The sequence below is a fragment of the Flavobacterium sp. CSZ genome, from assembly GCF_015350725.1.
Taxonomy (GTDB): Bacteria; Bacteroidota; Bacteroidia; order Flavobacteriales; family Flavobacteriaceae; genus Flavobacterium.
The window spans coordinates 84990-108761 of sequence record NZ_JADKPQ010000025.1 but is presented as its reverse complement, the minus strand read 5'-3'; the positions used below and the strand labels follow the sequence as shown (position 1 = coordinate 108761).

Here is a 23772-nt window from a genome sequence, read left to right as displayed (position 1 = left end):
ACAGGGTTAACTTTAAATTCAGATGGAACAATAACGGTTGATGCTAATACAACACCGGGTACTTATCCTATTACATATTCAATTTGTCAGGTTGCCAATCCATTAATTTGTGATACAGCAACTACTACAGTAATTGTAACTACAATAGATGCTACAAACGATACACCAACACCAATCAACGGAACAACGGGAGGAACAATCCCAACTGTTTTTGCAAATGATACTTTGGATGGATTACCATTCTTGCCAGCAGATGTAACATTAACAACATCAACAGCGCTTCCAACAGGATTAACTTTAAATTCAGACGGAACAATTACGGTTGATGCTAATACGACGCCGGGAACTTATCCTGTTACCTATAGTATTTGCCAAAAAGCGAATCCAACGATTTGCGATGAGGCTACAATAGATGTTATAGTTCAGGTGCCTACTATAGAAGTTATCAAAAAAGGAACTTTTAATGATGCCAATGGTGATGGCTTTGCTCAAAAAGGAGAAACGATTACTTATAATTTTTCAGTAGTAAATACGGGAACAATGCAATTAACCAATGTTGTTGTAACCGATCCAATGGTTACTGTAACTGGCGGCCCAATTGCGGTATTAAATGTTGGCACAAAAGACGATACCACATTCAGCGCGACTTATGTAATTACACAGGCAGATGTTGATGCAGGAACTGTAAACAATCAGGCTTTGGTAACAGCAACTCCAATTGTTGGAACTCCAATATCTAATTTATCAGATAGCAATGATCCTGCGTTACCAGGGAAAAATGATTCAACAATAACGAAGTTATCTCAGAATCCTGGCTTGAAATTATTGAAACACGGAATATTTGAAGATGCAAATCATGACGGATCAGTAAGTGAAGGCGACCGTATTAATTATGTTTTTAGAGTAATCAATACAGGAAACGTTACCATCAAAGATATTGTAGTAACTGATCCTATGGTTACAGTTACAGGCGGACCAATTTCACTGGAACCACTAGCTTTTGATATAACAACTTTTACAGCAAGTTATGTACTTACGCAATCAGATATCGATTTGGGAGCAGTGTATAATTTAGCTCTGGTTACCGGAAATGATCCAAAGGGAGTAAGTATCGATAATGATTCTGAAGATATTTCACCATTAACTCCACAAGATAAATTTTACGAACCTACTTGTCCTACTTGTACGGTTACTGTTTTGGAACAAAAATCAGGAATTGCCTTAGTTAAAACAGCGGTATTTAATGATGAAAACAATAATAAAAATGCCGAAGCAGGTGAAACCATAACCTATAGTTTTGTTGTTACCAATACAGGAAATGTGAGGCTAACAAATGTTGTTATTAACGATCCCTTACCAGGAATTGTTATGACAGGAGGACCAATCTCGTTATCTCCCGGAGAAAGTGATAATACTAGTTTTAAAGGAATTTATGCCTTAAAACAAAGTGATATCAATGCAGGAAAAGTTTCTAATCAGGCTTTTGTAACTGCAAAAAATCCTCTGGGTGTTACGGTAAGTGATGCTTCTGATGACAATGATAACACTGGAAATAATCCAACTGTTTCACAAATCGAAGGCTGTGTAATCAAGATCTTTAATGCGATGTCTCCAAACGGAGATACCAAAAACGAACGATTCTATATTCAGGGGATAGAATGTTATCCTGATAATACAGTAGAGATCTACAACCGTTGGGGAGTTTTGGTGTTCGAGCGCGAGAATTATAATAACGAAGAACGTGCTTTTAGAGGAATCTCTGAAGGACGCACAACAGTAAAGCAATCAGACGGATTACCGGTTGGAACGTATTACTATATTCTTAAGTACAAAGACAGCGATTCAAACGCACATCAGGAGGCAGGATATTTATACCTGAGTAAATAATAGTTAGAACAAATTAAAATGGCTTAGTCCCTAAAAAGCTAAGCCATTATTAAAAGAAAAATAAATGAGAAAATTAGTTTTAGTTTTTATGTTTTTTTCCGCTGTAGGATTTGCACAACAAGACGCGCAGTACACACAATACATGTACAACACCATCAATATAAACCCTGCTTATGCGGGTTCAAGAGGAGCAATGAGTCTTTTTGGCTTGTACCGTACGCAATGGGTGGGTCTTGACGGAGCACCGGAAACCAGTAGTTTTTCAGTAAATACCCCTTTAAGCAACAGTAATCTGGGAATGGGAGTTTCATTGGTAAACGATAAAATAGGACCAACAAACGAGAACACCCTATCTGCTGATTTATCGTATACAATCCCGACATCTGAGACTTTTAAGCTGTCTTTTGGAATCAAGGCAACGGCCAACCTTTTTAGTCTTGACGTAAACAAACTGCAGCCAGAACATCAGGGCGATCCGCAATTTCAGGATCTCAACAGTAAATTTTCGCCAAATATTGGAGCAGGGGTATATTGGCATTCAGATAAAGCCTACGTAGGATTATCAGTTCCTAATTTTATCGAAACCAATAGATACGATGATAATGATACGGCGATTTTCAAAGACAAAATCAACTACTATTTAATAGCAGGTTATGTATTTGATTTAGATCCTTACATTAAATTCAAACCGGCAGTACTGACCAAAATGGTCGAAGGGTCTCCGTTACAAGTAGACCTTTCGGCAAACTTTATGTTCAATGATAAATTTGTAGCAGGTTTAGCCTACCGATGGAGCGCTGCATTAAGTGCAATGGTTGGATTTCAGCTAACCGACGGATTGTTTATTGGATATTCGTATGACCGCGAAACAACGAGATTAAATAATTATAATTCAGGTTCACATGAGATATTCCTGCGATTCGAATTCTTCAATAATTATAGCCGTATCACTTCACCAAGATTCTTCTAAATCCTTTACAGATGAAAATTAAACATATAGTTTCTTCCATTTTTTTAGCACTTATAGCGCTAAAAGCAAACGCGCAAACAGCTAGTCAGAATAAAGCAGATAAAGACTATACCCAATATGCTTATATTGATGCAATTGGAACTTATGAAAAAGTTGCAGAAAAAGGATATAAAGATCAAACAATGTTTCAGAGACTTGGTAATGCTTATTATTTTAATGGTGAATTAATTAAGGCTTCCAAATGGTACGATGCCCTTTTTGAAATGAATGCCGAGCAGGAACCCGAATATTATTACCGCTACGCACAAACGTTGAAAGCAATGGGAGATTACGCTAAAGCGGATAAAATCCTCGAAGCCTTCAATAAAAAGACTACAACAGATAAAAGAGGTATTTTATTCGAAAATAATAAAAACTATCTCGAGCAAATAAAAGCCAATTCAGGAAGATTCCAAATAGCGAATGCAGGAATAAACTCCAAACAAACAGATTACGGAAGCGCTTATTTCAACAACAAAATTGTCTTTGCATCCGCCAGAGATACAGGAGGGGTAAGTAGAAAAACATTCAAATGGACCAATAAAGCGTTTACCAATTTATATTTGGCGGAATTAAAAGAAGACGGAACATTAGGAGAACCAGAACGATTTGAAAAGAAAATCAATTCTAAGTTCAACGAATCGACACCTGTTTTTACAAAAGATGGAAAAACAATGTATTTTACAAGAAACAACTATCTAAAAGGAAAAAGAGGTAGAGATGATCAGAAAATTACATTGCTAAAGCTTTATAAAGCTGAATTTATTAATGATAAATGGATAAATATAACCGAACTACCTTTCAATAGCAACCAATACAGCACGGCACATCCTGCACTTAGCAATGATGAAAAAAAGCTGTATTTCGCCTCTGATATGCCCGGAAGTTTAGGACAATCTGATTTGTATAGTGTTACTATTAACGATGATAAAAGCTTTGGTAAGCCAGAAAATATGGGGCCCGCCATTAATACCGAAGGAAGAGAAACTTTCCCTTTTATTGCCGCAGACAACCAATTGTACTTTGCCAGTGACGGACGACCAGGATTAGGCGGACTTGACGTATTTGTAGCGACAATTAAAAGCGATGGTAGTTTTACGGCAGTGCAAAACGTGGGCGTGCCAATAAACAGTAAACAAGATGATTTTGCCTTTATCATCAATAGCGATACCAGCAACGGATTTTTCTCTTCTAACAGAGAAGGCGGAATTGGAAACGATGATATTTACAAAATTACCGAAACAAGAAAACTGCTTTGCGAGCAAAAACTAAAAGCAACAATTGTTGATTTAGAAAACAGCAAAGTATTAGACAATGCCAAAGTAACTTTGCTCGACGAACAATTTAAAGTTATCAATGAGGTTGTTACACAAGCAGATGGAAGTTATACATTTAATGTAGAATGCAATAAAAAATACTATGTAAGAGCCACAAAAGAAGACTACGAAACCAAAGAAGTTCCGGTAACTATAATAGGAGAAGAAGGCGATACAAGTGTTGTAGTGGCATTAGAAAAACGAATAAAACCAATAGGGGCAGGAACTGATTTAGCTAAAACGCTCAACATACCTATTATCTATTTTGATTTGGATAAATCATTCATCCGTAAAGATGCAGCTTTTGAACTGGAAAAAATTCTGGCAGTAATGAAACAATACCCAAAGATGAAAATCGATGTTCGCTCTCATACAGATAGTAGACAAACCGAAGAATACAATAAGGCCTTATCCAACAGAAGAGCCAAAGCAACCGTGCAATGGTTAACAAAAAATGGTATCGCTTCAAATCGATTAACCGGAAAAGGATATGGCGAGAGCCAGCTCATTAATAATTGTGCAGATGGAGTTTCTTGTACAGAAGCTGAACATCAGTTAAACAGAAGAAGTGAGTTTATCATTATTTCGATGGAATAATTCTGATCAAATAAATTTCAATACAATGCCCTTTCTATAATTTTAGAAAGGGCATTTTCTATTATAGCACTTCAATTAAAAGTGCAATAGCGATTTAGGAAGACATTTCTATAAGACAATCATAAGAGATTTATTATCTTATAGTTACATTGAATACTTATAGGTGTTTTGCGTGTAAAATGATAGATAATATATTTTTTGATGTAATTTTTTGTTAAATAATTAACTGATTTGCTAAATAAGGATGCTTTTAGTAAAAAGAAGATAATATAGTATTATCATGTGGTAATATCAACAATTTTGTTAACTCCAATTTAACATAATTTTACAAGTGTTAAAAATACACTAACCAAAATGTTAAATTATGAAACCAACCACGCATGTTTTTAAAAGTACTGCAACATCCTCTCACCGAGACAAGATGTTCTTTACGATTTTGTTTTTGTTTGTTGTTTTTAGTTCGTTTTCACAACAGAAAATCAGCGGTAAAATTACAGATGCAAATAATATTCCTATACCGGGAGTATCAGTTCTAGAAAAAAACACGTCTAATGGCGTTGTAAGTGATTTCGATGGTAATTTTCAGATTACGCTTAAAAATAAAGATTCAAAATTGGTTTTTAGCTATATGGGCTTTGTAACTCAGGAAATTGCTGTTTTGAATAAAAATGTAGTAAATGTTGCACTTCAGGAAAGTAAAGAAGAGTTAAATGAAGTAGTTGTTGTAGGATACGGAACTCAGAAAAAATCAAGAGTTACCAGTGCTATAGCCAGTGTAAAAGAAAAAGATTTTACAAGAGGAGCTATTAATGATGCTTCTGATCTTATTAAGGGTAAAGTTGCAGGTTTAAGTATTAATAACGGTTCAGGAGATCCAGGTTCAACACCCAATATTACATTACGTGGATTCTCAACTCTAAAAGGAGGAACAGGGCCTTTGGTATTAATTAATGGAGTACCCGGAAGTATTGATACGGTAGCGCCAAATGAAATTGCTTCGATAGATGTTTTAAAAGATGCTTCGGCAGCAGCAATTTATGGAACCAGAGGAGCTAATGGAGTAATTCTTATTACAACAAAAACAGTAAATAGCGAAATAGCGCCAACAATTACGTACTCAACATTTGCTACAACATCAAGTTTTGCTAATAAAGCTAAATTTTTAGATGCGAGTCAGCAAAGAACTTTACGTTCTCAAGGTGTTACCCTTCCTTTTACAGACGGTGGTGCCAGTACAGATTGGTTAGATGAAATCTCAAGAACCGGATTTACTCAAAATCATAATTTAGCTTTAAAAGGCGGAACTGCTAAAACAAATTATATCGTAAACCTTAATTACGTAAATCAAACAGGAGCTTTTATTAACACCTATAATAAAGAGTACCGATTTTCATTTGATGTCAATCATACCATGTTCAATGATAAGTTAAAGATCAACTTAAGCTTACTAAACGGGACACAAGATATGGGACTTGAAGAGCCAATTACTGCTTATGCTTACAGACAGGCAATGATCAGGAATCCTACTGCTCCGGTATACAACCCAAATGGGACTTATAACGAAGATCTAAACAAGCTTCAGTATTACAACCCGGTAGCGATTTTGAATGAAACAACACAGGACAGAAATAGTACTTGGCAAAGATTTACGGCTAATTTAACTTTGGATTTATTACCAGGATGGGATGTAAGTGCACAGCTTTCAAAAAATAAAAATACAGCTTTAAATGGATATGCTGAAAGCAAACAACATTATTCAAATACTATAAATAAAAGAAATGGAGTTGCCTCAAGAAGTACAGGAGTTACAGATAATGATTATGTAGAAATTACATCAAAATACCATAAAGATTTAGGCAAGCATGATTTTACAGTACTAGGTGGATACAGTTATCAATATACCGTAAATCAGGGATTTGAGGCAAGGAATTCTGATTTTCCAACAGATGCCTTTTCCTATAATAATTTAGAGGCAGGAAATGGTTTGTCAGATGGTATTGGATTCATGGATAGTTATAAAAATGACAGTAAATTAATCGGATTCTTTGGCAGGCTTAACTACAATTTTGATAACAAATACGATTTGTTATTTAGTATCAGACGTGAAGGTTCTTCTAAGTTTGGAGACAATCACAAATGGGGTAATTTCCCGGCCGTTTCTGCAGGATGGAGTATCAATAAAGAGTCTTTTCTAAAAGATGTTGCGGCTATAAATACTTTGAAATTAAGAGGAGGTTACGGAGAAACAGGAGTAATACCTAATGATCCTTATATGTCTATGACTTTGTACAATTATGACGGCTATTTCTTTAGTAACGGAAAATGGGTCAAAGGTTTAGAGCCGGTAAGTAATCCAAATCCTGATTTGCGTTGGGAGAAAACGGCCGAGGTAAATATTGGTCTTGATTTTGGATTTTTCGACAATAGAATTTCAGGAAGTTTTGATATCTATAATAAAAAGACAAGTGATATGTTATGGGATTATGCTGTACCAACTCCTCCTTATTTGTTTCCTCAAATTACGGCAAATGTTGGAAAAATGGAAAACAAAGGATTTGAAATCCTTCTAAATACAATCCCTGTTAAAACAAAAGATTTCGTTTGGAACTCTTCTATGACTTTTTCGCACAATAAAAATAAGCTAACAAGTCTTTCGAATGATTTATATAAAATAGAAGGAGATTTCCTGAACACAGGAAACACAGGAGATCCAATTTCGTTTGAAACACACAGATTAGAAGTAGGACAATCAATAGGTAATTTCTGGGGATTAAAATCTGTTGATATCACTGGGGCTTCATCTGTACCGGAAGAGGATAGAAAATGGATAGTAGAATTACCTGACGGTACAAGAAAAACACTTACCACAGAAATGTATAACGATGCCAATAAGCAATATTTAGGAAATGGTATTCCGCAATACTATGCAGGGTGGACCAATACTTTCACATATAAAAAATTTGACTTAAGTGTGGTACTAACAGGAGCATTCGACTTTCAAATCCTAAATACCCAGCGTATGTTTTACGAAAACCCAACAATTGCTTACAATGTGTTAGAGAGTGCATATGATAAAGTTTATGGTAAGGAGATACTAAACTACAATCAAACCTATGTAAGTTATTATGTTGAACAAGGAGATTATGTAAAGGTAGATAATGTAACCTTCTCGTATAATTTTGATGTAACACCATTCAAAATTATAAACGCAATGCGCTTGTATGTATCCGGAAATAACTTAGCCACATTTACAAAATATAAAGGATTAGATCCTGAAATAAAAAGACAAGATCCTTTGTCGCAAGGAATGGACGGAAGGGATAAATATCCAAGTACAAGAGGTATTACACTAGGTTTAAATGTAACTTTTTAAATTAAATCAAAATGAAAAATAAAAATATAGTATACAAAATTCTTATTTCGGGCTTATTGCTTTTAGGAACAGGATGTACAAATTTAGATGAGACCGTTTACGACAAAGTAAGTGCCGAGGATACTAAATTAACTTCGGAAGATTTAGCCAGTATTGTTGCACCGGCATACAATTCATTCAGACAAATTTATTCAGATTGGGATGCTATTTACAACCTTTATGAAGATTCATCAGATCTAATGGTAACCCCTCAAAGAAACGGTATTGGCTGGGGAGATTACTATATTACAATGCATAAACATACCTGGGGTACCGCACTTCCTATGGCCGAAGGTAACTGGTATTATATGTTTACAGGAGTAAATAAAGTCAATAGAGCGATATATCAAATAGAGCAATTAGAAGGCGTTGACAACAAAGAAAATGTCATTCAGGAACTCAGAGCATTACGCGCCATTTATTATTACTTGTTATTAGATAATTTCAGAAATGTTCCTATTGTAACTTCATATATCAACCCTCCGGGATATTTACCGGTTCAAAATACAGGAAAAGAAGTCTATGATTTTGTAGAAAGCGAATTAAAAACAGCTTTGCCTTATTTAAGCGATAAGAATAATTCTTCGACTTATGGTAAAATCAATCAGTGGGCTGTAAAAATGACTTTGGCAAAATTGTATCTCAATGCCGGTGTTTATTTAGGAACACCTAAATGGGATGAAGCTTTGGCTCAGGTTAATGATGTTATCAATAATGGCGGGTTTAGATTGAATACTAATTATCGAGACAACTTCATGATAAAAAATGAATTTTCTACAGAACAGATACTATCAATCCCTTACGATCAGGTAAAAGCTCCGGGAACAAGCTGGCCGTACAGAACATTGGCAGCGGCAAGTCAGGCCACTTATGATTTGGCAGGAGGTCCATGGAACGGAACTGGCGGAATCCCTCAGTTCATCGATACTTACGATCCGGATGATCAACGATTAAAAGATTGCTGGATAGGAGGTAAGCAATTTACAAGTAAAGGAGAGCCAATAATGTTAGACGATAAAGTAACACAATTCGAATACATTAATTACATGACCAGCGTAGATGGTTGTGAGCCAAATGAAGGTTACCGAATGGTGAAATACGAAATTGGTCCTGGTGTTGTAGGACAAGCCAGTAACGATGTTCCTTTTTATAGATTAGCCGATGCTATGATGATCAAAGCGGAATGCTTACTAAGAAAAGGCGATGCCGGTGCAGCCGCAGCCATTGTTAGTGAAGTCAGACAAAGAAATTTCAAAAACACCAATCCTGCCAAGGCTGTAGTATCAGGCGCAAAACTTTTGGGAGGCAGCGTGTATAAATACGGAACTTATAAGGCCGGAGTAATTACAAATTACGAAGGAGGTGCTGATATTCAGTACGGCGGTTTCCTTGACGAACTGGCATGGGAATTTGTTGGAGAAGCCCATAGAAGACAAGATCTAATACGATTCGGAATATACTCAACAAAATCATGGTTTTCTAAAAAAGCAGATGCTAATGATAGTTTTAGAGCTATTTTCCCAATTCCTCAGTCAGAAATGGCTAAGAATAGCAATTTAAAACAAAATCCTGGTTACTAGAAATTAATATGAAGATTTTGCAAGTTGGTTGCTTGTAATTATAAGTGTGTGAAAAGCTGTTCCTTGTTTAGGAATGGCTTTTCATTTTTTTAGGAGCTAATCCCGCACCCCAGCCTGAAAGTACGAACTGGCGAAGCAATCTCCACAAGAAACTCACACAAAGTATTTCAAAAATTCTCGAGCGACTAACGGAGATCCCACGTTCCGGGATGACAAAAATGCGCAGACAACTATAGTCTTTAGCCAAATGTTTACATTTAGCTAAAGCCTTATTTTTTTGACAATTTATAAAAACAAGTTTAATAAAAACTTTGCGCCTTTGCGTCTTTGCGCGATTAAAAAAAATCTGCGTGAAAAAAAACTTAAAACTGAGCGCGATAATGCGAAGGCGAAATTCCTTTCAACTCCTTAAACTTTCTGTTGAAATTAGCAATATCCTGAAAACCGCAAAGTTCAGACACAGAAGCAATCGAAAGATCTTTTTTGTTGTGGAGTAACTTACAGGCATTTTCAATTCTGATTTCAATCAAAAACTGAAAGAAAGTTTTGTTGGTTCGTTTTTTAAAATAACGGCAAAAAGCATTTTTACTCATATTGGCTTTCTCTGCCACTTCATCAAGAGTAATATTCTGATGATAGAATTCTATGGCATATTCAAAAACAGCACTCATTCTGCGGCCTTCATCATCAGTATATTTCTTTTTGTAAACAAAAGACGAAAGAGGCGTTTTCTCCGAAGAAATAATAATATTGATAATTTTCAGGAAAGAAGCAATACGCTGAATTTTATTCTGCTTTTTTAATTTATTAAAATGATGTGTAATTTTCTTTTGATTCGAAAGGATTTTCATACCATACTCAGAATCTTTAAAAAAATCATCTACAGAACTCATATCATTAAGACTAAAAAAATCTTTACCAAAAGAAGTTTTCGTAAAGAACAAAGTCAGCATTACCGATTCCGGATTTGCCTCTACATTACTTCTAAAAACATGAGGAACATTCTCACCAATTACCAGGATATCCTCTTCCTTATAATCATTTATAGAATCTCCCACAATTAAAGTTCCGGAACCTTTTGCAATATAACTAATCTGAATTTCTTCATGCTGGTGCAATTGGTCATAGAAAACACGCTCGATATCTTCCTGATAAATTAGAGCTTCTCTTTCGGTTTTAGGTATTTTAAAAGGTAGAATTTTCAACGTGATATTTTTAGGATATGTAAATATTAACAAAAAAAACAGATTATACAATAGATGTGGTAATATAGTATTGATAAAGGCTAATAATCACACAGGAGCTCTTTTCTTTAAGCTTTATTTTTGATAAAAATTAAGAATATGAAAATAAATTGGGAAGGCGTAATGCCAGCTGTAACAACAAAGTTTACAGCAGAAGGTCAACTGGACCTCGTAATGTTCGAAAAGAATATTAAAGCACAAATTGATGCTGGAGTTAATGGAATCATTCTGGGAGGAACCCTTGGAGAAGCCAGTACATTAACTAAAGAAGAAAAAGAAGTTTTAATAAACAACACTTTACGAATCGTCGAAGGAAAAATTCCGGTTATTGTAAATATTGCCGAGCAAACTACCAGCGAAGCCATTACTCTGGCAAAACGTGCAGAAGAATTGGGCGTAAATGGTTTGATGCTTTTGCCGCCAATGCGATACAAAGCAACAGATCATGAAACAGTAGTTTATTTTAAGGAAATTGCTAAAAGCACTTCATTGCCTATTATGATTTACAATAATCCTGTAGATTATAAAATTGAGGTAACATTAGACATGTTTGAAGAACTTTTAAAACTCGAAAACATTCAGGCAGTAAAAGAATCCACCAGAGACATTAGTAATGTAACAAGAATCAGAAACCGTTTTGGAAACAGACTAAAAGTGCTTTGCGGAGTCGATACTTTGGCACTTGAGAGTTTAGTGGCCGGAGCTGATGGTTGGGTTGCAGGTTTAGTAGTGGCATATCCGGCAGAAACAGTTGCTATTTACAAACTGGTAAAAGCCGGAAAAGTAGCCGAAGCGTTAGAAATTTACAGATGGTTTATGCCATTATTAGAATTGGATATTTCTCCGCAATTGGTACAAAATATAAAACTGGCCGAAGTAGCCACCGGACTTGGAACAGAAAATGTAAGAGCACCAAGATTGCCATTGCAGGGTAAAGAAAGAGAACGCGTTTTGTCTATCATTGATTTTGCAATGAAAAACAGACCCGTATTGCCAGGTTATAAAAGTATTTAATTAAAGTTTAAAAGAAAGCGATGACTACAGGAAAAAATTATATTGGAGATGTGCTTTCGGCAAAAGGTAAAACGACCTATAAAACAATCAACCCCGAATTAAACTCGGAGAATGAAACTGTTTTTTACGAAGCTACAGACGAAGAAATTTCGCAAGCTGTAGCATTAGCCGAAGAAGCTTTTAAGACTTACGCAACAATTTCAGACGTAAAAAAAGCCGATTTTCTGGACGCGATTGCCGAAGAAATTGAAGCCCTTGGCGAAGATTTATTAACCACTTATATTCAGGAATCAGGACTTCCTGCCGGAAGAGCAAATGGGGAACGTGGCAGAACAACCGGACAACTTAAAGCATTTGCCACTATGTTAAGAGAAGGTTCGTGGGTAGAAGCAATCATTAATAAAACAGAAGGCAAACCCGACATCCGAAGATTGCAGATTCCAATTGGGCCTGTAGTTGTTTTTGGAGCAAGTAATTTTCCGCTTGCATTCTCTACTGCCGGCGGAGACACCGCCAGTGCATTAGCTGCCGGTTGTCCTGTATTGGTAAAATCGCATCCGCTTCATGCCGGAACAGGCGAATTAGTAGCTTCGGCAGTTATAAAAGCAGCCAAAAGAACCGGAATGCCAAATGGTGTGTTTTCTAACCTGAACAGTAGCGGTATAGCAGTGGGGACAGCTTTGGTAGAACATCCTTCCGTGAAAGCAGTTGGGTTTACAGGAAGTATAAAAGGCGGAACAGCACTTTGCAAAATTGCGGCCAATAGAGCTATTCCAATTCCGGTTTATGCAGAAATGGGAAGTATCAATCCCGTACTTATTTTGCCTTCAGCTTTAAAAAGGGAAAGCGAAAAATGGGCTAAAAATTATGCCGCATCAATTGTGGCAGGAACAGGGCAATTTTGTACAAATCCAGGCCTTATTTTAGGAATAAAAAGCGCTGAGTTAGATAATTTTATTGCTATTTTAGCTTTAGAGACAGACAAATTATCCCCAACCTGTATGCTGCATCCTACTATAAAAAAGCAATACGAAAACCTGAAATCAGAAGTGCTTGACCAGGAAGGATATACGCAGGAAACCAGTTTGGAGAAAGTGGTAAAACCAAATTACGCATTGCAAAATATAATTGCGGTGGATGGTGAAACCTTCTTAAAAAATAAAACATTTCACAAAGAAGTTTTCGGGCCATTTTCTGTAGTAGTCAAATGCGATGATGTGCAGCAGCTCAACACCATTATTCTGGAGTTAGAAGGTCAATTGACAGGAACAGTTTTAAATGCTGATTTACAGGAATGGGACAACTTCAGCGAAGTAATCGAAAGCCTTAAAAACAAAGTCGGACGATTGATTTTTAATAATGTCCCAACAGGGGTAGAGGTTTGTTCAGGAATGACACACGGCGGACCTTTTCCTGCAAGTTCAGACAGTAAATTTACATCTGTAGGATTAACAGCGGTGAAAAGATGGGTTCGTCCGGTAACTTTTCAGGATTGGCCAGATCAATTATTGCCAGGCGCTTTACAGGATAAAAATCCTTTAAATATTACCAGAACTGTAAACGATATACTAACAAAGAACCCAATATAATTTATGCCAAGAAAAACCTTTTTTTGTGTTGATGCACATACGTGTGGAAATCCGGTAAGAGTTGTCGCTGGTGGCGGACCCAATTTGGTTGGAAACAACATGAGCGAAAAACGACAACATTTTTTAAAAGAGTACGACTGGATTCGTAAAGGACTTATGTTTGAACCCCGCGGTCATGACATGATGAGCGGCAGTATTTTATATCCGCCAAGCGATCCAGAAAATGATTTCGGAATTTTGTTTATCGAAACTTCAGGTTGTTTGCCCATGTGCGGTCACGGAACTATCGGAACCATAACTATCGCAATCGAAGAAGGTTTGGTGACACCCAAAATTCCGGGAAAAATTAAGATGGAAGCTCCGGCGGGACTTGTTCAGATCGAATACCAGCAAACCGGTAAAAAAGTAGACTGGGTACGATTGACAAACGTAAAATCATATCTGGCAGCAGAAGGCCTTACTATTGATTGTCCGGAATTAGGCGAAATTGTTTTTGATGTCGCTTACGGTGGAAACTATTATGCCATTGTAGATCCGCAACAGAATTTCTCGGGCGTTCAGGATTTTACAGCCGGAAAAATTGTGCAGTACAGTCAGGAAGTGCGCAAACGCATCAACGAGAAATATCCAAATCTTTTTATTCATCCAGAGAATGATACTATTCGTGATGTAAGTCATATGTTGTGGACAGGAGATCCTATCGATCCAACTTCGTCAGGAAGAAATGCCGTTTTTTATGGAGACAAAGCCATCGATCGTTCACCATGCGGCACCGGAACTTCGGCAAGAATTGCACAGCTTCACACCAAAGGAAAACTAAAAAAAGGAGAAGATTATATACACGAAAGTTTTATTGGAAGTAAATTTATTGGCAGAGTAGAAGAAGAAACTTCTATAGGAAATATCAAAGCCATAGTACCAAGTATTCAGGGCTGGGCAAAAGTTTACGGTTACAACAATATCATTATTGATGAAGATGATGATCCGTATGCTTTTGGTTTTCAGGTGATTTAAAAAAAAATGATAATATAAAAAAATCATTGGTTTACAGAAAAACTTCTTGCCAATGATTTTTTAAATTTATAATACTAATGAAAAAAGTAAGTATAATTGGCGGAGGAATAATAGGTTTGTGTTCAGCCTATTATTTAGCCAAAGAAGGTTATGAAGTAGTTGTTTTTGATAAATCAGATATGAGTGACGGCTGTTCTTATGGAAATGCAGGAATGATCGTTCCGTCGCATATCATTCCGCTCGCACAGCCCGGCATGATTGCGCAGGGAATAAAATGGATGTTTGATAGTCAAAGTCCGTTTTATGTAAAACCCAGATTAAACATGGATTTAATGAAATGGGGATTACAATTCTACAAACACGCCAATTTAAAGCATGTTGAAAAAGCCATGCCTGCACTTTGTAATTTATCGCTTTTAAGTAAAGACTTGTATCAGGATTTTGCCAAACAAAACAACTCCTTTTTTTATGAAGAAAAAGGACTTTTGATGCTTTTTAAAACCGAAAAAACAGGCGAAGAAATTCAACATGAAGGAATATTGGCAGAAAAATTAGGATTAGAAGTCGATTTTCTTTCGAAAGAAGAAGTTTCAAAATTAGAAACAGGAACCGCTACAAACGTAATTGGTGGTGTGCATTACAAAAGTGACGCGCATGTTTATCCGCAAAAATTCATGCAATTCATCAAAGAAGAACTGAATAAATTAAACGTAAAAATTCATTTGCAAACTACCGTAAGTGATTTTGTTTTAAAGAATAACGCAGTCGCCGAAATCATCACCGATAAAGGCAATTTTACAACAGACCAAGTGGTTTTAGCAACAGGATCGTGGAGTCCTCATATTGCCAAAAAATTGAATGTAAACATTTCGATTTTACCGGGAAAAGGATACAGTTTTACGCTTAACGATCAAAACCATAAACCGTCGATCCCGACAATTTTATGCGAAGGAAAAGTTGCCGTAACCCCTATGAATAATGATATCCGTTTTGGAGGAACCATGGAAATTACTCACACCAATGACACCAAAATCAATCAAAACAGGCTACAGGGAATTGTCAATTCAGTAAATGACTTTTATCCGGATTTAAAAATTGAAATGCCAAAAGTAGAAGATACCTGGTTTGGTTTCAGACCTTGTACACCTTCAGGAATGCCAATTATTACCAGAGATAAAAAACTTAAAAATTTAACGTTAGTCACAGGACACGCCATGATGGGATTAAGTCTGGCGCCTGCCACAGGCAAAATAGTAGAAGAAATCATTTCAGGAAAAACGACTTCTGTAGATACCCAAATGTTTCAACTCTAATAAATCAGCTTCATTTTTAACCAAACATGAAGCTGATTTTTTTTATTCAATGACGTTTTGAATTCTTGCGAACAAATTTTTCAGAAAGGCATAAAGAGTTTGTCATTTCGACCCAAGCTCGACAAAGATTGGAAACAATATTGAACGCGGATGACACGGATTCGCTTTGCGAAAACACAGATTAAAACGGATTTTATCAGCTTAATCTTGTCATTTCGAGGAACGAGAAATCACACTAGGAACTCTACAAAGATTAGATTCTCGTTGCGTCCCGAAGCTTCGGGATTGTGAAGATTTACTTCGCCTGTTCGCTATCGTTCAGGTCTTCTTCGTCGAAATGACAAATTGGACGAGAATATTATTGTGAAAATGATTGCCCTAGCCCCGATAGAAGTGGAAATTCTTTTGTGCCGGTGTTCGGTACAAAAGATTGAAAGGGATTGCTTCGCCAATTCGCACTTTCAGGCTCGGGTGCGGGATTAGCTCCTAAAAAAAATATCATTAAAATCCTTTAAAGCTTCATGTTCATTACAACTCACAACATAAATTCTAAATACTAACCACATTTAAAATTTTAAAAAACAGATTATCGCATTCCTAAACAAAAAACAACCAAAAAATGATAGACAATAACAAGGAAGAATTTAAAAAAGAACTCGGACTTCTCGACGGAACCATGCTTGTAGTAGGTTGTATGATTGGGTCAGGAATATTTATTGTAAGTGCCGATATCGCCAGACAAGTAGGTTCTACAGGCTGGCTTATTTTGATATGGCTTATTTCAGGAATCATCACTATGATTGCAGCAGTAAGTTACGGAGAATTAAGCGCCATGTTTCCTAATGCCGGCGGGCAATATGTGTATCTTAAAGAAGCGTATAATAAACTAATCGCATTTTTATACGGTTGGAGCTTTTTTGCAGTCATTCAAACCGGAACCATTGCGGCGGTTGGCGTTGCGTTTTCGAAATTTACTGCCTATTTAATTCCGGCGGTAAGTGATGAGAATATTATTTACGAGATGGGAAGTTTTAAACTCAATGTAGCACAAATCGTTTCCATTGTAACCATCATTTTTCTCACCTATCTGAATACCCGCGGAGTAAAAAACAGCAAAATTTTGCAAACCATTCTAACGATCATAAAAATAGTATCGATTTTAGGCTTAATTATTTTTGGGTTAACATTAGCCGCAAAATCTTCTGTATGGAGCGCCAACTGGACAGATGCCTGGACACCACATTCCTTTAATACCGAAACAGGTTCGTGGTTTCCAATAGGAGGAACGGCTTTAATTTCAGGGATCTCTGCTACGATGGTGGGAACCTTATTTTCAAGTGATTCCTGGACCGGCGTTACCTTTATTGCAGGAGAAATAAAAAATCCAAAACGAAATGTGGGTTTAAGTATGTTTCTGGGCACTTTAATCGTCACCATCATTTATGTACTGACCAATATAATGTATATAGCCGTTATTCCGCTTAGCGAAATTGCTGGCGCAAAATCAGATAGGGTAGCGGTGGTGGCTTCAGACTATATTTTTGGAGATATAGGAACGCTGATCATCGCGATCATGATTATGATTTCGACTTTTGCCTGCAATAACGGTTTGATAATGGCAGGAGCCAGAGTATATTATACGATGGCAACTGATGGTTTATTCTTTAAAAAAGCAGCAGTATTAAACCATGCAAGCGTTCCTGCCTGGGCACTTTGGGCACAATGTTTATGGGCTTCGGTATTGTGTCTTACCGGAAAATACGGTGATTTATTAGACTTCGTAATCATCATAGTGCTGATTTTTTATATCCTGACAATTTACGGTATTATCATTCTTCGTAAAAAAATGCCCGATGCGGTGCGTCCTTATAAAGCGATCGGATATCCACTTTTACCCTTGTTGTATATTGTAATTGCCTCGGCAGTTTGTATTTCGTTATTGTTCACTAAATTCTCTACTTGTGGCTGGGGTGTTTTAATTATGTTAATGGGAATTCCCATCTATTATTTAATAAAAGAAAAAACGGCAAATTGATCTTTCACTACCTAACAGGTTTTTAAAACCTGTTAGGTCTCTTAAAATTTTGAATCAGGTATTAATGTAGATGCATTATTATGTGTCTAACATTTTGCATATCAACAAACTTTGCGTAGACGCACTGCTGTGCGTCTCTACAATATGTAATGCTTAAATAGGTGTATTGAAATTTGTTTTGGCTTAAGCCAAAAGAAAAAATAATTCGATTTACTTCATTTCATTTTTGAGGTTAAGAAAAACTGTTTTTCAAGACCTTACTTGCATTTAATAACTGATTTTCCTCACATTTTGGTTTCGATGGGTAATATAATATTAGTATTTGTTAATATTAACCCATAGATCTCAATAAATAATATATATATTTATTAATATTTAAATTATGAGAACAACTGGTAAGAAAATAAGTGTGTTTTTAACACTTTCGTATTGTTTAATAGCTCAGGCTCAGGGAACTTTGAAAGAGTACAAGAGAGCAAACGCTGTCGATTCTTTATTCAAAAATAAAGTAACTAATATTCCTAAAGAGTTTCATTGGGTAGGAAATGATTATGTATGGTATAGCAATAACCTGTTAAAAGGGAAAGAATTTCTTTTGGTAGATACTAAACAGCAAAAACAGCAACAAGCATTTGATACCGTTAAGCTTGGGCAATCCCTTTCGAAAATAGTGGGCAAAGAAGTAAACGCCAAAGATCTCCCAATTGAAAATTTAGAATTCGACAAAACATTGTCAACGCTTGTTTTTACAACCGATTCACTTAAAATTTCCTGTAATTTAAAGACTTACGAATTAACAAAATTAGGGAGTTATAAAAAGCCAGTAAAAACAAATGAGTATTGGGGCGGAAACTTTGATGAGCTCGGCAATAAACCTGTAGGTTCTCCAGATTCTTTGCACACAGCATTTATAAAGAATTATAATTTATATATAATCAACAAAAAGACAAAAGTTGAAACCCAGTTAAGTTATGATGGCTCAAAAGGTTTTTATTATTCATCATATTTACAGTGGTCACCAAATAGTGCCGAAATCATGGCATATAAAGTAAGACCGGGGGAAGAACACAAAATTTATTTTGTAGAATCAAGTCCTAAAGATCAGTTTCAGCCCAAATTACAAACCAGAGATTATTTAAAACCAGGTGATCAATTGCCATTCAAAAGTCCGCAATTGTTTGTGGTAGCTTCAAAAAAGCAAATTCCTGTAGCGACTGATTTATTTCACGAGCAATATGATCTTTCGGGGATCGAATGGAAAGACGACAGCAGCAGTTTTACTTTCGAATACAACCAAAGAGGACATCAGGTTTATCGCGTTTTGGAAGTAAATGCGACAACTGGAAAAGTGAAAATTATTATAGAGGAAACAAGCCCGACGTTTGTAGAATACAGCGGAAAAAGATATCGTTTTGATAGTAAAAAAAGCAATGAAATTATCTGGGCTTCGGAACGTGACGGATGGAATCATTTGTATTTATATGATGCTCTTACAGGTAAAGTAAAAAATCAAATAACAAAAGGTAACTGGCCAGTTAGAGAAGTAATTAAAGTAGATGAAGAAAAGAAACAAATCTATTTTACAGCAAGCGGACTCGACAAAGATCAGGATCCTTATTTACTGCACTTTTGCCGAATTGATTTTAATGGAAAAAACTTCACACGATTAACGACAGAAAACGGCAATCATAAAGTGACTTTTTCTCCAGATTATAAATATTATGTCGATCAGTATTCGCGTGTAGATTTTGCACCCGTTACCGTTTTAAAAAGTGTCGAAACACAAAAAGCTATTGTAGAAATGCAAAAAGCAGATATTACCGAATTACAAAAAACAGGATGGACAGCACCGGAGGTTTTTACAGCCAAAGGAAGAGACGGAAAAACAGATATTTGGGGCGTTATTGTACGTCCAACCACTTTTGATCCTAATCGTACATATCCTATTATCGAATATATTTATGCAGGACCGCAGGATTCATTTGTGCCTAAAAATTTCCAGCCTTATTACTGGGCAATGTCATCGCTGGCAGAGTTAGGTTTTATTGTGGTTCAGATTGACGGAATGGGAACTTCTAATCGCTCAAAGGCGTTTCATGACGTTTGTTTTAAAAATTTAAAAGACGGAGGTTTCCCGGATAGAAAACTCTGGATGAAAGCCGCCGCAGCCAAATATCCTTATATGAATATTGATAAAGTGGGAATTCACGGTACATCGGCCGGAGGACAAAATGCGGGAGCAGCCTTAGTATTCAATTCTGATTTTTATGATGTGGCCGTTGCCTCTTGTGGTTGTCATGATAATCGAATGGATAAAATGTGGTGGAATGAACAATGGATGGGATATCCTGTAGGTCCGGAATATGAAGCCTGTTCGAATACCGCCAATGCTGCGCAACTAAACGGTAATCTGATGTTGATTGTGGGAGAATTAGATGATAATGTAGATCCCGCATCGACCATGCAATTTGCAAACGCGCTAATAAAAGCCAATAAAAATTTTGAATTAGTAACCGTTCCCGGAATGGGACATTCAGCCGGAGGCGATTACGGAGAACGCAAGCGCAGAGACTATTTTGTGCAGCATTTATTGGGAGTTACGCCACCAGCATGGAGTGAAGTTTATAAGTAAAAAACGTTTTAAAAGAATTAGATTATGAAAAGATATAGGCTATTTATTTGTGTACTATTAAGTTTTTGGGCATCAGCTTCAACATCGGTAATGGCACAAGGAGGCGATCAGATCTTAGACGGAATTGGTGAGACAGGTTTAATTGCGCGCTATATATTTGACGGAAATGCAAAAGATTGGTCAAGAAATAATTTACACGGAAAAATTCAGGAATCGCAAGCCAAGTTTGTCAATGACGAGCAATTTGGTAAAGTACTTTCTTTACCAGCTGATGCAAAAGCCTTTGTTACCCTTCCGGGTGAAGCTTTACTAGGTGAAGAATCTGTTAGTATTACGGGCTGGATTTTTCTGCGATCTAAACAAAAAGGTCAGCGATTTTTTGATTTTGGAAAAAACACCAATGCTCATTTTTTTGTTGAACCAATAGCAATTGATGGCTCGGGTTTTGAGGCGGAAATCAGTAATGGTGCAGGAGCAAAATACAAAACAAATTCACCAGCCCTTGAAACCGATAAGTGGTATCATGTAGCAGTTGTAATCAATATTCCATCGAAATCTATTAGTACTTATGTAAACGGATTGCGTGTAAGCGAAACTAAAAATGTAGCATTAAATTTAGATCAGATATTCGATACTAAATCAGGGGATAAAAATCTGCTTTACATTGGGAAATCACTAGCAGATGGTCCTTCTCTTAATGCGAAACTGCACGATTTCAGAATCTATAGAGTTCCATTAAACGAAAAACAAGTTGGCAGAATCTATCATAATTCTTTAAAAGACAACCAGGAAGAAGAAACAGAAGAAGAACAGGCCAAAGATCTTCCGTCGTTTTCTAAAACAAGTCCACAATTGTATAATCATTATTTAACCAGTGTATCAGACATTACAGTAGAAACTGGAGTTGGATATCTTCCGCGATTACCAAGTTATATAAAAGGAGTTTACAAAGATGGCGTTCAGGGCCCGGAAGTGCGGGTAATTTGGCCTGCACCAACAGACAATAGTCAGGTATTAAAAACAGGTCAATATACCGTGACAGGAACGATTCCTGGAACTGATTTAAAACCAAAAGCTCTTGTAAAAGTAATTTCGGCAAAAGAAGCTGCAACACCAGAACGTAAATTAGAAGTTTTTCATCTCGATCAGGTGTCTTTAAATAATAATCTTGACGGTAACCAGACAAAATTTATAGAAAACCGTGATAAATTTATCACAACACTTGCGACAACAGATCCGGATTCTTTTCTGTATATGTTCCGTAATGCTTTTGGGCAGGAACAGCCAACAGGAGCAGAACCGCTTGGTGTTTGGGATACGCAGGAAACCAAATTACGCGGACACGCAACAGGACATTACTTGACTGCCATTGCTCAGGCCTATGCAAGTACAGGTTATGATAAGTCGCTTCAGGCCAATTTCAAGGAAAAAATGGAGTATATGGTGAATACACTATATCAGTTAGAACAGTTATCCGGAAAACCAAAAGAGGCTGGAGGTAAATCTGTGTCAGATCCTACAGCTGTACCTTTTGGTCCGGGAAAAACTAGTTATGATTCAGATTTAAGTCCGGAAGGTATTCGTACCGATTATGAAAATTGGGGAAAAGGTTTTATTAGCGCTTATCCGCCGGATCAGTTTATTATGCTGGAAAACGGAGCAACTTACGGAGGACAAAAAACTCAAATTTGGGCGCCTTATTATACTTTGCATAAAATTCTTGCCGGATTAATGGACGTTTACGAAGTAAGCGGAAACGAAAAAGCGCTTGAAACTGCCAAAGGAATGGGAGACTGGGTGTATGCCCGTATGAAAAAGCTACCAACAGAAACCTTGATAAGTATGTGGAACCGATATATAGCGGGAGAATTTGGCGGAATGAACGAAGCCATGGCAAGATTGTACCGCATAACAAAAGATCCTCATTATCTGGAAGTAGCCCAATTATTCGATAACATTAAAGTATTTTACGGCGATGCCAAACACTCGCATGGATTGGCTAAAAACGTAGACACTTTCCGCGGATTGCATGCCAATCAGCACATTCCGCAAATTATGGGTGCGCTTGAAATGTATCGTGATTCTAATACACCGGAATATTACAACGTAGCAGATAACTTTTGGTACAAAACCGTAAACGATTATATGTATACAATTGGAGGCGTTGCCGGAGCAAGAAATCCTGCCAATGCAGAATGTTTTATAAGTCAGCCTGCTACGATTTACGAAAATGGTTTTTCATCAGGGGGTCAAAATGAGACTTGCGCGACTTACAATATGCTGAAACTAACAGGAGATTTGTTCCTGTATGATCAGCGTGCCGAGTATATGGATTACTACGAACGCGGACTTTACAATCATATTCTGGCTTCTGTAGCACAAGATAGTCCTGCCAATACGTATCACGTACCGTTACGACCGGGTTCTGTAAAACAGTTTGGAAATGCTCACATGACGGGTTTTACTTGTTGTAACGGAACTGCAATTGAAAGCAATACAAAATTTCAGAATTCGATTTATTTTAAAAGCGCAGATACCAACACATTATATGTCAATCTCTACGTGCCATCTACTTTAGAATGGACAGAAAAAAAGGTGACAGTGGTACAAACAACTGATTTTCCTAATGAAGATTTTACCCGATTGACCATCAAAGGAAATAGCAAATTTGATATTAAAGTTCGTGTACCACATTGGGCAACCAAAGGATTTTTTGTCACCATTAATGGAAAACAGGAAAAGGTAAAAGCCCAACCTGGAAGCTATCTTACCTTAAAACGCAATTGGAAAAATGGAGACATAATTGAGTTGCGCATGCCGTTTGAGTTTCACTTAGAATCAGTAATGGATCAGCAAAATATCGCCAGTTTATTTTACGGGCCAATATTGCTTGCAGCGCAGGAACCGGAACCAAGAAAAGATTGGAGAAAAGTAAACTTAGACGTTAAAGATATCGGCAAATCAATACAAGGAGATCCTAAGAAATTAGAATTTGCTATCGACGGAATTGTTTACAAACCTTTTTATGAAAGCTATGGACGACATTCTGTTTATCTGGATGTTACGCTGAAATAAAAAAGTTCGCCGCGAATTAAATTTAAAAAAAGTTCGCCACGAATTTCACGAATTA

Annotated in this window: 13 protein-coding genes; 12 read left to right on the top strand and 1 reads right to left on the bottom strand. The window is 36.6% G+C overall.

The features are described from left to right. The 5 genes from IRZ78_RS23085 to IRZ78_RS23065 all read left to right on the top strand — a co-directional run. The coding region (locus tag IRZ78_RS23085) for a gliding motility-associated C-terminal domain-containing protein (protein WP_194619382.1) at window positions 1-1887 on the top strand (1887 nt) is incomplete at its 5' end. 64 nt (window positions 1888-1951) lie between these two features. Beyond that, window positions 1952-2857 carry a type IX secretion system membrane protein PorP/SprF gene (locus IRZ78_RS23080; protein ID WP_194619381.1) on the top strand — a complete coding sequence of 302 codons (906 nt, stop codon included), beginning with the start codon at window positions 1952-1954 and terminating at the stop codon, window positions 2855-2857. An 11-nt stretch (window positions 2858-2868) separates the two neighbouring features. After that, a complete protein-coding gene (locus IRZ78_RS23075; RefSeq protein ID WP_194619380.1) occupies window positions 2869-4809 on the top strand; it encodes an OmpA family protein in 1941 nt (646 codons plus the stop codon). 364 nt (window positions 4810-5173) lie between these two features. Further along, a complete protein-coding gene (locus IRZ78_RS23070) occupies window positions 5174-8182 on the top strand; it encodes a TonB-dependent receptor (RefSeq protein ID WP_228520581.1) in 3009 nt (1002 codons plus the stop codon). 11 nt (window positions 8183-8193) lie between these two features. Then, a complete protein-coding gene (locus IRZ78_RS23065) occupies window positions 8194-9801 on the top strand; it encodes a RagB/SusD family nutrient uptake outer membrane protein (protein ID WP_194619379.1) in 1608 nt (535 codons plus the stop codon). A gap of 362 nt (window positions 9802-10163) precedes the next feature. Here IRZ78_RS23065 and IRZ78_RS23060 read toward each other — a convergent pair whose 3' ends face one another. Continuing rightward, window positions 10164-11006, bottom strand: a complete 843-nt coding sequence (locus IRZ78_RS23060) for an AraC family transcriptional regulator (RefSeq protein WP_194619378.1) — start codon at window positions 11004-11006, stop codon at window positions 10164-10166. A gap of 138 nt (window positions 11007-11144) precedes the next feature. Between IRZ78_RS23060 and IRZ78_RS23055 the strand changes: the two genes are divergently transcribed. The 7 genes from IRZ78_RS23055 (at window position 11145) to IRZ78_RS23025 (ending at window position 23717) form a co-directional block, all read left to right on the top strand. Next, window positions 11145-12059 carry a dihydrodipicolinate synthase family protein gene (locus tag IRZ78_RS23055; RefSeq protein ID WP_194619377.1) on the top strand — a complete coding sequence of 305 codons (915 nt, stop codon included), beginning with the start codon at window positions 11145-11147 and terminating at the stop codon, window positions 12057-12059. 20 nt (window positions 12060-12079) lie between these two features. Next, window positions 12080-13648 carry an aldehyde dehydrogenase (NADP(+)) gene (locus IRZ78_RS23050; RefSeq protein WP_194619376.1) on the top strand — a complete coding sequence of 523 codons (1569 nt, stop codon included), beginning with the start codon at window positions 12080-12082 and terminating at the stop codon, window positions 13646-13648. Window positions 13649-13651: 3 nt separating this feature from the next. Next, window positions 13652-14662, top strand: coding sequence for a 4-hydroxyproline epimerase (locus IRZ78_RS23045; protein WP_194619375.1), 1011 nt, complete (start codon window positions 13652-13654; stop codon window positions 14660-14662). A 77-nt stretch (window positions 14663-14739) separates the two neighbouring features. Further along, window positions 14740-15975 (top strand): FAD-dependent oxidoreductase, encoded by a 1236-nt coding sequence (locus IRZ78_RS23040; protein WP_194619374.1) that lies wholly within the window; start codon window positions 14740-14742, stop codon window positions 15973-15975. A gap of 619 nt (window positions 15976-16594) precedes the next feature. Further along, window positions 16595-18010 carry an amino acid permease gene (locus tag IRZ78_RS23035; RefSeq protein ID WP_194619373.1) on the top strand — a complete coding sequence of 472 codons (1416 nt, stop codon included), beginning with the start codon at window positions 16595-16597 and terminating at the stop codon, window positions 18008-18010. A 382-nt stretch (window positions 18011-18392) separates the two neighbouring features. After that, window positions 18393-20642 carry a S9 family peptidase gene (locus IRZ78_RS23030; RefSeq protein WP_194619371.1) on the top strand — a complete coding sequence of 750 codons (2250 nt, stop codon included), beginning with the start codon at window positions 18393-18395 and terminating at the stop codon, window positions 20640-20642. A 24-nt stretch (window positions 20643-20666) separates the two neighbouring features. Beyond that, window positions 20667-23717 (top strand): beta-L-arabinofuranosidase domain-containing protein, encoded by a 3051-nt coding sequence (locus tag IRZ78_RS23025; RefSeq protein ID WP_194619369.1) that lies wholly within the window; start codon window positions 20667-20669, stop codon window positions 23715-23717. Window positions 23718-23772: the final 55 nt, after the last annotated feature.